The sequence below is a fragment of the Candidatus Poriferisodalis sp. genome (assembly GCF_965219595.1).
In the GTDB taxonomy this organism is placed as follows: domain Bacteria; phylum Actinomycetota; class Acidimicrobiia; order Acidimicrobiales; family Poriferisodalaceae; genus Poriferisodalis.
In genome coordinates, this window is sequence record NZ_OZ244781.1 from 830,313 (window position 1) to 842,437 (window position 12,125).

Here is a 12,125-nt window from a genome sequence, read left to right on the forward strand (position 1 = left end):
CGCGCAACTCTACGCACACCGTCCTCCCGCCCATGTTCAGGTTTTTCTCAGGTTCGCAGCGTGGGACCTCGGTATCCGGCGGTGAAGCCATGCTCGATCAGTGCGTCGTGGATCGGGTGCTCGGCTGCAGGGCCAGCGTCGATGCGGGCCAGCTCGACCTTGGCAAGACGGCCGTCGGCGAGTGCTCGACGCAGTGCGTCGATCCAGCGCAGATCGACTGCTGCGTGCTCGAAGGTGTGCAGGGTGCGCCCGCCGCGGTCCAGCGCCACGAGCGGCGCGCCGTCAGCCAGCACCACGTGCGCGCCGGCCGTGCGGCTGGGGCGGCCCTCGCTGGGCGGCCAACTCAGTGCGGCGCCGTAGGGCTGGGCCGGGTCGGCCGCGCCGAGCACCACGACCTCGTCCGAGCTCTCGCGGTAGTCCCGCAGGCGCTCGACCGCTGCGGCGGTGGCGAACTGTGCCGCGCCGAGACCCTCCACGAAATGGCCGCGCCGCACGCTGCCGCGTTCTTCGAGCGCCCGCAGGATGCCGTAGGCCGCTGCGAAGCCCCCCGGATGGCCCTCGGCCAGCACGCCGGGGCGGGTGACGATGCCATGCCGCTCCAGCAGCGCTTGCGCGCCGCCGTGCGCACGCTCGGTGGGAGACGGCGCGGGCTCGCGCAGCAACGAGGTCAGCGACCAGCGGCCCGCCGCGCTCGGCGGCCCGCCCGAGCGCAGGCGGCCGGGCCGTCGACGGGCCGGGCCCGAACGGGTCAAAACGCCTGACCGGCCCCGGCGTGCACCCTGCCGGGCGCCTGTAGCTCGGCCAGCGCCAGCGGATCGGCCGCTTGACTTGCTTCGGCCGCTGCGACGCGGGCCGAGCGCTCGCAGCGGCGCCAGCGTGTCGTTGGTGACCAGCCCTGCCCACACCAAGTCCCACAACGCAGTCAGCACCCGCTCGGACAGGTTCGCCAGATCCGTGGGCCGTGCCGAGGCGGCGGACTTCGGTGCGAGCGCTCGCCCATCGGGTGCACCATCTGTCGACTCAGCGGGGAGTGCCGCACTGTCACCCTGCTGACTGCTGTCGGCGGTGGCGGCGTGGGCTGCACTGAGCAGGTCGGGCCAGAAGGCGGCACCGTGTTCGCTGAGGTGAGCGAGCACTGCTGCTGACACCGGGTCGTCGGGCTCGTCATCGGTTGGCGGTGCCAAGGTGGCGATTTCGTCGCGCCAGTAGAGACGGATGCGGCCGTCGTTGGGGCCGAGTGATCCCGCACCGATCCACACCAACTCGCCGCTCGCCAGCAGTGCATCCAGGTCGGCACTGCTGTAGCGCGCGACGCGCGCCGGCAGCACATCGGTCTCGAGGATCGAGGCGGCCACAGGCGCACCAGCGAGCTGCGTGATGGCATCGGCGAGCGCATCGGCGCCCCGTCGCGGCCGGTCGATGCTGTGCCACGCCGCCAGGAAGCGCGCGTATGCCTCGGGCGGCACCGGCTCCACCTCGCGGCGCAGCCGTGCCAGCGAGCGTCTTCGCACGGTTCGCAGCACCGACGTGTCGCACCATTCGGTGCTGGTGCCGTCGGGCCGGAACGCTCCCCGGGTCACCCGTTTGGCTGTCTCGAGCCGATTGAGCGCAGCCGTGACGCGCACAACCGCAATGCCCAACCGCTCGGCAACCGCATCGGCTTCGAACGGCACATGCGTGGATGCGAAGCGGGCCACGAGCTCGTCGAGCGGATCGGCACCCGGCGTCAGCACGTCGACAGTCAGCGCCGCGGGCAGGCCCACGGGCAATGCGCACCCCAGCGCATCCCGGTACCGCGCGGCGTCCTCCACCGCCACATACCGGGTCTCGCCCGCCACCCGCAGCTCAACAGCACGACGCTCGGCCACCAGCTCAGCCAGCCAGCCTTCGCCCGGCGCACTCGGCTCGCAGCGGTGCTCGATCTCCAGCGCGGTGAGGTCGCCGACTCGGCTGAGGATGTCGGCGAGCTCGTCTGCGCTGCGAGCCCGGCGTCCGTCGGCCAACCGCTGCAGCTCCAGCTCGAGCGTGGCGAGCACCTCCGCATCGAGCAACTCCCGCAGCTCCTCGGCGCCGAGCAGATCGGCCAGCAGGTCGCGGTCGAGCGCCAGGGCAGCGGCCCGCCGTTCGGCCAGCGGCGCGTCGCCGCCGTACATGAACACCGAGATCCAGTCGAACAGCAGGCTCTGTGCCATCGGCGAGGCACCGTCGGTGTCGACCGTGACCATGCGGATCTTGCGCGACCGGATGTCAGACAGCACCTCGGTCAGCGCCGGCACGTCGAACACTTCCTGCAGGCATTCTCGCGACGTCTCGAGCAGCATCGGGAAGCTCGGGTATTTGGCCGCTACCTCCAGCAGCCCGGCCGAGCGCTGGCGCTGCTGCCACAGCGGCACCCGCTCGCCGGGCCGGCGGCGAGGCAGCAGCAGCGCCCGGCCCGCCACCTCCCGGAAGCGCGACGCGAACAGGGCCGTCGAGGGCAGATGACTCACGATGGCGTCGCGCACCTCGTCGGGATCGAGCGCCAAGTCCGTCGCATCCAGCACGGGCGTACCGCCGGCACCCGGCGAGTCCCACGCGGACCCATTGGGGGCAGCGCCGTCATGGTCGTCGGGCAACCAGACATCGGGCAGCCGCAGCACGATCCCGTCGTCGCTCCACAGCAGCTCGACGCCGCCCATGCCGTTGACTTCCCGGCTGCCAGCGGCCTGCTCGGCGAGCTTGGCCTGCAGCGCGATCCCCCACGGGGCATGCACCCGGGCGCCGAATGGCGTGAGGATGCAGATGCGCCAGTCGCCGATCTCGTCGCGGAAGCGCTCCACCACGATCGTGCGGTCGTCGGGCACCGCACCGGTCGCCGCCCGCTGCGCGTCCAAGTAGCGCAGCACGTTGACCGCGGCCGAGCGATCGAGGCAGTTCTCACGCTGCAGCTGTTCGACGAGCCGAGCGGTCGGCTCCGCTGCCTTCGAGGCCCGGCGCGGCGGCGCTGCTGCGCCGCCCGTCTCCGATGACGGCTGGCCTGCCGGATCCACGTCGCCGCGCCGGGCCATGACAGCAGCGCGCTCGGCCTCGGCGTCGAGTTGCATCAGGTGGGACTCAAGATCTGCCGGCAGCTCGTCACCGATCGTGCGGATGAACGCTCCCACCGCCCGGCCCAGCTCCAGCGGCCGGCCGGGCCTGTCGCCGTGCCAGAACGGCATCTTTCCGGGCTCGCCCGGCGCCGGCGTGACCACCACCCGGTCGAAGGTGATCTCGGCGATCCGCCACGTCGACGCTCCCAGCAGGAACGTCTCGCCCACCCGGGCCTCGTACACCATCTCCTCGTCCAGCTCGCCCACACGCGACCCGTCGGTGGTGAACACTGCGTAGAGGCCCCGGTCGGGAATCGTGCCGGCGTTGGTGACCGCCAGTCGGCCCGCGCCCTGGCGAGCCCGCAGCATCCCGGTGGTGCGGTCCCACACGATCCGCGGCCGCAGCTCGCGGAACTCCTCGGACGGGTAGCGGCCCGCCAGCAGATCGAGCACCGAGCTGAACACCTCCTCGCTGAGCTGCTCGTAGGGCGCGGCCCGCCGGATGACCGCCAGCAGGTCGGGCACCGACCAGTCGTCGACCGCCACCATGGCCACGATCTGCTGGGCCAGCACGTCGAGCGGCTGACGGGGGTAGCGGATCGACTCGATCTCGCCGGTGCCCATGCGCTGCGCCACCACCGCTGCCTCGACCAGATCGCCCCGGTGGCGCGGAAAGATCTTGCCGACGCTGGGCTCGCCCACCTGGTGCCCGGCCCGCCCGATGCGCTGCATGCCTGCGGCCACCGACGGGGGCGACGCCACCTGCACCACCAGGTCGACCGCGCCCATGTCGATGCCCAGCTCCAATGACGAGGTGGCCACGATGGCGCGCACGCGGCCCGCCTTGAGATCGTCCTCGATTCCCAGTCGCTGCTCGCGGCTGAGCGAGCCGTGATGCGCCCGCACCAGCTCGGCACCCTCCGGCGGCGAGGTGCCCTCGGCTTCGGCAGCCCGGTTGAGCCCCTCCAGATGCAGCTCGTTCAGCCGGGTGGCCAGCCGCTCGGCAAGCCGGCGCGCATTCGTGAAGATGATGGTGGAGCGGTGCGCGTAGACAAGCTCCAGCAGCCGGGGATGAATCGCCGGCCAGATGCTGTTGGAGTGCGTCTGCGGCGCCGTCGCGTCCGGCTGGGTCAGCGTCTCTGGGGGCGCAGTCTGAGGAGGCACCGCTTCGTTCGGCGCTGGGTCGGCCTGAGCTGCCGGCACGACCGTGTCTGATGGCGCCACCGCCACCGCCACCGGCGCGGCGAAGTCGTCATCATGATCGACACGCACTGCGCCATTGGGCGTAGCGCCGGCACTGGCAGCCGCCAGATCGCCCATGTCGGACACGCCGACGATGACCTCCACGTCAAGCTGCTTGGTCATCCCGGCATCGGTGATCTCGACATGCCGAGACGCCGGCTGCTCGGGATCGCTGCCGCCCAGGAAGCGGGCAACCTCCGACAGCGGTCGCTGCGTGGCCGACAACCCGATCCGCTGCGGAGGCTCAGCCGTCAACTCGCACAGCCGCTCCAGCGACAGCGCCAGGTGCGTGCCCCGCTTGGTGGCCGCAACCGAGTGGATCTCGTCGACGATCACCCACCGCACCCACCGCAGCGTCTCGCGCGCCTGCGACGTCAGCATGAGGTACAGCGACTCCGGCGTGGTGATCGCAATGTCGGGCGGCCGGGTGACCAGCCGCCGGCGTTCAGCAGCGCTGGTGTCGCCCGTGCGCACCCCCACCGTCGGCATATGCACGTCGACACCCAGCCGTTCGGCGGCCAGGCTGATGCCGGCCAGCGGCGCCCGCAGGTTCTTGTCGACATCGACGGCCAGCGCCCGCAGCGGCGACAGGTACAGCACCCGGGTGCGCTCCGCACGCGCCGGCTCCGGCTCGCTCATCACCCGGTCGATCGCCCACAAGAACGCGGCAAGCGTCTTGCCCGACCCAGTAGGAGCAGCAATCAGACAATGCCGCCCCGCAGAAATGCTCTCCCACCCAGAAACCTGACACTCAGTAGGAGCAGCAAAAGTAGAAGCAAACCACTCCCCCGTAGGCGCGGAAAAAGCACCCAGCGCCGGGTGCATCCGGCCAGAAGCACCGTTATCAGCAATAGCGCCAGCCATCCAGCGCCATTACTACCGCCCCGGTGTCACACCAACCGCCCAGAAAGGCACAGACGCCAAGGTTCTACCGCCGCGGCGTCGCACACACCGCCCGCAAAGAAACGGACGCCATAGCTGCGGAGGCGGCAGGAGAATCGGCGACGTTGCGACCTGCCGGATCGCTGGTCGCTGAGGCGCCTGCCGCCTCCGCAGCGGTCGCGCGCAGGAACGCCCGCTAGCTAGGCGGGTTCAATGTCCCGTCGAACCCCTGGTTGTGGCTGCCATCGCACATCGGCTTGGTATTCGACTCACCACACCGACAAAGCGCAACAACCGCATCGCCCTCAGACAGCGTGTTCCCCTCGTGGTCCGATACCTGGCACGGACCACGCACCAGCAGCGGTCCATTGTCCAGCACTGTCACCGTGACATCAGCCATGTGAATCTCCCGAGCTCGCCTCTGCCGCAGCGGCGTTTGCGGCAATGCGGCCAGTGTTGCACGCCCCGGCGTCGCATGACGCAGCAGCCGAATGGAGCGGTTCGGGCAGCGGCCGCGACGACACCACCGCAACACGCTTGGTGGCGCGGGTCAGCGCCACGTACAGCGCCCGTAAGCCCTGCGGCTCCTCGTCGATCATCGCAGCCGGCTCCACTACCACCACGCCGTCGGTTTCCAGCCCCTTGCACAGCCGCACCGGCGCCAGGGTCACATGCGGATGCAGCGCTCCAGTGGCGTTGCGGCTCGCCGCGGTGGCGCGGCCGAAGTCGACGCCGGCAGCAGCGAGCAGCTCGGCAATGCCGTCCATGTACTCGGCGGGCGACACCACCAGCATGCTCCCGCCGTCCAGCTCGGCCGCCTCAAACACCACCGTGTCCAGCACCGCCTGCGCCACACCGCCGGACGCTGTCACGAAACGGGGCGGCGAGCCGTCGATGCGCACCGCAGCGGGCGGTGCCAGGCCGGGTGCGGCGGCAGCGAGCACCTGGTTGGCCAGCTCGAGGCTGGGCTGGGGGATCCGGTAGCTGAGCGTGAGCTCGGACAGCCGTGGCGCAACGGGTCCCGACGGCAGGTGGGCCAGAATCTCGTGCCAGCTCGACGGCGCATGCGCAGACGTGGCCTGGGCAACGTCGCCCACCAGCGTCATCGAGCCGTTCAGCGACCGCCGGGCGATCATCCGCAGCGCCATCGGCGGCTGGTCCTGGCATTCGTCCACCACGATGTGGCCGTAGGTGCGCATCTCGGTGTCGCTGCGGCGCTTGCGCGAGCGCGACCGGGGCCCGAGCACGGAATAGGCCTCGTCGAGCATGGGCACATCGGCGTCGCTCCACTCGTAGTCGGCCTCGCCGTCGCCCCGGGGGCGGTACAGCTGCTCGGTTTCGGCATCGGCCAGCACCCCGTCGGCCGCCGACCGCAACAGCGCACGCGAGCCGTAGAGGTCGCGCAGCAGTTGCGCAGGGGTCAGCAGCGGCCACATGCGCTCGAACGCCTCCATCACATCGGGGTGACGGGAGAACCGTTCGCGCAGCTTGGACGGGTCGGGGCGGCGGCGGTGCGACGCCGACATGGCTGCATAGGCCGCCTGTTCCACATATGCCCGGCCGGCGTTGTGATGGCGGAAGCGGCGGCGAGCCTCGGCCACGATGGCCCGCGACGTGCTCGCCGCCAGCGTGACGTACCCCAGGCCGAACTCGAGGCGCAGATCGCTGCGAAGCGGGCGCTGCCGGTCGCGCACAGCGTTCTTCACCACCTGCGACATGCGGACATCACCCTTGATGCGCGCCACGTCGGGCGCGTCGGCCAGGCGCACCCGCACCTCGGGGAAGATCTCGTTGAACAGGTCGGCCAGCACGAACAGGTGCACGCCCGCCTCGCCCAGGCTGGGCAGCACCCGTTCCACGTAGCGCAGGAAGAGCCGGTTGGGCCCCACCACGAGCACGCCCTGCCCGGCCAGCGGGAACCGGTACGTGTACAGCAGGTAGGCGGCGCGGTGCAGCGCCACGATGGTCTTGCCGGTGCCGGGGCCGCCTTGTGTGACCAGGATGCCCTTGCGCGGGCTGCGGATGATCTCGTCCTGCTCGGCCTGGATCGTGGCCACCACCTGGCGCAGCTGGCCGTCGCGGCGCTGTTCGAGCGCGGCGTACAGCGCCCCGTGAGCGCTCAGCCGGGAGCGATGGCCGCCGCTCTCGCAGTCGAGCGCATCAAGGTCGAAGAACTCGTCTTCGAGGTCGGCAAGGACGCGGCCGCGGCACACGAAGTGCCGCCGGCGCAGCAGGCCGAGCGGGTCGCCACCGGTGGCCCGGAAGAACGGCTCGGCGACCGGGGCCCGCCAGTCCACCACCACCGGCTCCTGGCGCTCGTCGGCCACCGCAAGCCTGCCGATGTAGAAGGTCTCGCTTGCGCCATTGCCATCAGGGCTGCCGTCGAACTTGTCAGCGCCGCCGTTCGGCCGCGCGGACCGGTCGATGCGGCCGAACACCAGCGACGACGAGCCGAGCTCCAGCTGGCTCAGGCGCCCGGCCACGGCATCTTCGATCACGTCGCGTTCGAAGCGGGCCTGCCGTGTGCCGCCTCGACCCACCTCAACCATGTCGCGCAGCCGCGTCGCCCGCTGCCGGGACGACTCCAGCAACGCGTACGCACGGTCGATATGAGCTTGTTCTGCCTGGATTTCGGGATGGCTCACGCTTGGCTCGTCACCGCTTTTGAGGCTGATCAAGGCTACTCGCGGCTCGTCACCCCTCCGCACGGTTGCTGCGCGTGCCGACCGGCGAAACGCACCACGCGAGTACCAGAGCCGCAGCCACGATCAGCGGCCAGGAGCCCAGCGCCACAGCGGGAGTCGAACCGGATCGAAGCTCCGCATCTCCGGCCAGCACGATGGATTCGCGCAGCTCGCTGCGGTGAGTGACCTCGCCGTCGGGCGACACGATGGCGCTGTAGCCGGTGGTGGACGCCTGCAGAACCCAGCGCCCGGTCTCGACCGCCCGCAGCCGGGCGCTGGCGAGCGATTGAGAAGGCACCACCGATGTGCTGTACGACGACGCCAGCGTGGGATTCGCGACGATGCGGCCTCCCGCCCGGACCCCGTCGCGCACGAGGTCGCTGAAGTACACCTCATAGGAGGTGACGACGGCGAGGTCGCCCAGCGAGGTCGACAGCACGCCAGGACCCTCGCCGGCGATGGCTTCGCGGGCGATCAGCGACAGGTCGGCGAACGGTTCCACCACGCTGCGCAGCGGCACGTATTCGCCGAAGGGCACCAGGTGGGCCTTGTCGTAGCGGTCGGCGAGACCCGTGGCGGGATCGATGGCGACCGTGGCGTTGCGAAAGCGCTCGGCGTCAACTGCCCGCTCGTAGAAGTTGGCGATCAGGACCGTGTCGCGCCACCCGGCCAGCGCCTCCAGCTCAACCAGGTTGTCGGAGGCCTCCAGCGGGCCGTCGGCAGACGTGCTGCTCTCGCTCCACACCATGAGATCGGCGCTGCCCTGCCAGGCATTGGTGGTGTCGAGGTGCCGCAGCCGCACGCTGCGCTGCGGCGTGTCGACGTTGGTGCCCAGTTCGCCGCCGGCCTGCACCACCGCTGCGGTGATGGTGGCGTCGACGGTCGTGTCCGGCACGGCCAGCGCCGCGATCGGAATGCCGATGGCAGCCACCGCCGGCCAGGAGACCGCGCACCATTCGCGTGCGCAGAGGCGTTCGATGATGACGGCCCCGACGCCGACGAGTGCCACCATTCCGAGCGGACCGGCAAGCACGGCCGCGCCCAGCCAGGGACCGTCGACCTGCCCGAGTGCGAGGTTCGACATGGGCACGCCGCCGAAGGGCAGCTGCCAGCGCACCGCCTCGCCCAGCACCAGCGCGGCGGGCACGCCCAGAGCTCGCCATCGGCCGCCTGCGGGGACGAGCGAGAGCGGCAGCGCCATGATCAGCGTCTCGACCGGCACCGCCGCAATCCATCCCGGCACGGTCAGCTCGGTCATCCAGAACAGCCCGAGCACGTACGCACCCAGCCAGAATGCGGCGGCCACCTCAAGCCGGTCACGCCAGCGCTGCGCTCCCCGGTTGCAGAAACGCAGCCACAGGCCGAGCCCGACCGGGCCGAGCGGCCACAGCCCCCATGGCGGCAGCGACAGCATGGTGAGCGCGCCCAGCACGAGCGCAAGGCCGTCGCGAAGCAACCGGTTCACGGCGAAGCGGGGGTGCTTGCTGAGGCGAGGTGCGCTCTGGCCTTCTCGGCCGCCTCATTGCCCTGCCGGATGCACGCGGGGATGCCGAGACCCCGGTACGCAGCCCCGGTCACGAACACACCAGGCATCTCGCGAGCCAGCGCCTCTTCGACCCGGTCGACGAGATGACCGTGTCCGGGCCGGTACTGCGGCAGCGAATGGAGCCAGCGCGAGACCCGCCACTCGGCGACCGCGTCAGGGTCGCTCAGGCCCCGCAGCGGCGGCAGGCTCGACAGCTCGGCGAGAACGGTGTCGCGCAACTCGGCATCGTCGAGGCGCGTGTGGCGGTCATCGTCGTCCCGGCCCACCGACACCCGCAGCACGATGTTCGGATTGCTGCCGACGCCGCACCAGTTGGGCCACTTGGCCGAGCCGTAGCTGCAGGCCGTCGTGAGCCAGCCGACGTTGCGGGTGACCAGGAAGCCGGCTTCGTTGGGTGCTTCGATGGCATCGGCGCGCACGCTGAGCGTCACCACCGCGACCGACGCGTACTTGATGAGCCCGAGCGCTGCCGCAGCGTGCGGTGCGGCCGGCAGCATCTGCGCCGCCGCATGGGCGGGTGCCGCGATGACGACGGCATCTGCGTCATGCACCTCGGAACCGGTGTCCACGGCGAACCGTGTGGCGGGATGGCGGATGGCCTCCACCGGTGTGCCGAGCCGCAAGATGCACCCGTCCAACCGCTCTGTCAGCGCCTGGACCAGCCGGCCCATCCCGACATCGAAGCTGCCGAAGATCGGTGCTGGTGCGGCGCCGTCTGCGGCAGGCGCCGGCTGCATCTGGCGCAGTCCCCGCATGAGCGAGCGGCTGCGCTCCAGCGCCTGGCCGAGGATCGGCGCAGAGGTCGCGGCGTCCAGCCGGTTGATGTCCCCCGCGCTGATGCTGCCGAGCAGCGGATCCACCACCTGCGCCGCCACCGCCGCTCCCAGCCGGGCGCGCACGATGTCGCCCACGCTGGCGGAGCTGAGCCAGGAGCCCAGTTCGTCCCTCTCGCCCTCGGTCACGACGTCAATCCCGTCCGGCCCGAGCGGGCGTGTGATCGTGAACCAGCGAGGCAGGACGTAGTCGGCCGCGGCACGCAGCGTGTCCGCCCGGCCCAGCAGCGGCGAACGCAACAGCGGTCCGAGCCGGGTCGGCACCCCGCCCACGAGGCCATCAGGCAGGGGCGTGAGCTGTGTGCCGCGTGCGGCCGGATGGGCCACCGAGGCCCCGCCGACCGCCGGCGAGATGCGCTCGGCCGAGATGCCCAGCTCGTCGCACAGCTCGATCGCCCACGGAACCCGCAGCAAGAAGGCGTCGGCACCTTCGTCCACGAACCGCCCTTCGAACGGCGTCGAGAGGATCTTGCCGCCCAGGCGCTCGGCGCTGTCGATCAGCACCACACGGGGCACCTCGGCCCCCGCGTCGGCAGGGTGCAGCAGGCGGTATGCAGCAGTCAGCCCGGCGATGCCGCCGCCGACCACAACAACCCGCTGAGTTGTCATGCCGACAGGTCACCACGGCTACGGGGTGCCACGATGCAGGCCACCGCCCGCTCAGTCGGGTTGCTTGGGCAGCGGGCGCCGGTACGCGTGCACATGGTCGGTCAGCCGTTCAAGCACGGTGGGGTCAGTCTCGGGCAGCACGCCGTGGCCCAGGTTGAAGATGTAGCCGTGCTCGGTCGTGCCTGCGGCCAGGATGCGGTCGGCGGCGGGGCGCACGGCATCCCATCCCGCCACGCACAGGGCCGGGTCGAGGTTGCCCTGCAGCGCGACGCCCGGCCCGACCCGCTGGCGAGCCACCTCGAGCGGCACCCGCCAGTCCACGCCCACCACGTCGGCGCCCACCCCGGCCATCTGATCGAGCAGCTCGCCGGTGCCCACGCCGAAGTGCGCCCGGGGCACGCCCAAGTCGGCCAGCTCGTCGAAGACCCGCTTGCTGTGGGGCGCCACAAATGCCGCATAGTCGGCGGGCGACAGCGTGCCCGCCCACGAGTCGAACAGCTGCACGGCGCTGGCGCCGGCCAGCACCTGTGATCGCATCGAGGCCACGGCAATGGACGCCAGCCGTTCCATGAGGTCGTGCCACAGCGCCGTGTCGGTGTACATGAGCGACTTGGTCCGCAGGTGCTGGCGGGAAGGTGCGCCTTCGACCAGGTAGCTCGCCACCGTGAACGGCGCCCCGGCGAACCCGACGAGCGGCACGTCGAGCTCAGCGGCCAGCAGCCGGACGGTGTCGAGCACGTAGGGGGTGTGCGCCTCGGCGTCAAGCTCCGGCAGCCGATCCAGATCAGCGCGGCTGCGCAGCGGCTGGCCGGCCACCGGCCCCACTCCGGGCACCACGTCGATCCCGAAGCCGACTGCGGCGGCCGGCACCACGATGTCGGAGAACAGCACGGCCGCATCGACCCCGTAGCGGCGCACCGGCTGCAAGGTGATCTCAGCGGCAGTGGCCGGATCGGCGATGGCGTCGAGAATGCTGCCCTGCCCTCGCAGCGCCCGGTACTCGGGCAGCGAGCGCCCCGCCTGGCGCTGGAACCACACCGGCACCTGCTCGGTCCGCCGACAGCGGGCCGCCCGCAGGTACAGGCTGTCGCCCAACCGGTGGATCGGATGATCCGCCGGCAGCGTTGCAGCCGGCGCCGCAGCGCCCTCAGGTGTGTCAGCCATGCGCTGCGAACGGTACCGGCACCGGGTCGGGATACTCCGCTCCCGTCCGGGCGTCCAGATCGGCCTCGGCAGGTTGGCAAGTAGCCTCACGCGACCT

General features: G+C 71.1%; 6 protein-coding genes. All 6 read right to left on the minus strand.

Translation table 11 applies throughout. From position 1 onward, the window contains the following. Window positions 1-47: 47 nt before the first annotated feature. Entirely contained in the window at window positions 48-5,135 is a 5,088-nt protein-coding gene (locus ACOQPE_RS03450; protein ID WP_420611347.1) for an Lhr family helicase, read from the minus strand. Between the two features lie 253 nt (window positions 5,136-5,388). Next, window positions 5,389-5,592 (minus strand): CDGSH iron-sulfur domain-containing protein, encoded by a 204-nt coding sequence (locus ACOQPE_RS03455; protein ID WP_419916691.1) that lies wholly within the window; start codon window positions 5,590-5,592, stop codon window positions 5,389-5,391. Beyond that, window positions 5,585-7,837, minus strand: coding sequence for a HelD family protein (locus ACOQPE_RS03460; protein ID WP_420610521.1), 2,253 nt, complete (start codon window positions 7,835-7,837; stop codon window positions 5,585-5,587). Before ACOQPE_RS03460 ends, ACOQPE_RS03455 begins: the two co-directional genes overlap by 8 nt. Before the next feature lie 49 nt (window positions 7,838-7,886). Further along, a complete protein-coding gene (gene lnt / locus ACOQPE_RS03465) occupies window positions 7,887-9,341 on the minus strand; it encodes an apolipoprotein N-acyltransferase (RefSeq protein ID WP_420610522.1) in 1,455 nt (484 codons plus the stop codon). Beyond that, on the minus strand, window positions 9,338-10,864 hold the full coding sequence (hemG, locus tag ACOQPE_RS03470; RefSeq protein ID WP_420610523.1) for a protoporphyrinogen oxidase: 1,527 nt from the start codon (window positions 10,862-10,864) through the stop codon (window positions 9,338-9,340). The genes lnt and hemG overlap by 4 nt, the downstream gene beginning before the upstream one ends. A gap of 51 nt (window positions 10,865-10,915) precedes the next feature. Next, window positions 10,916-12,028 carry a uroporphyrinogen decarboxylase gene (gene hemE, locus ACOQPE_RS03475; RefSeq protein ID WP_420610524.1) on the minus strand — a complete coding sequence of 371 codons (1,113 nt, stop codon included), beginning with the start codon at window positions 12,026-12,028 and terminating at the stop codon, window positions 10,916-10,918. Between the last annotated feature and the right edge of the window lie 97 nt (window positions 12,029-12,125).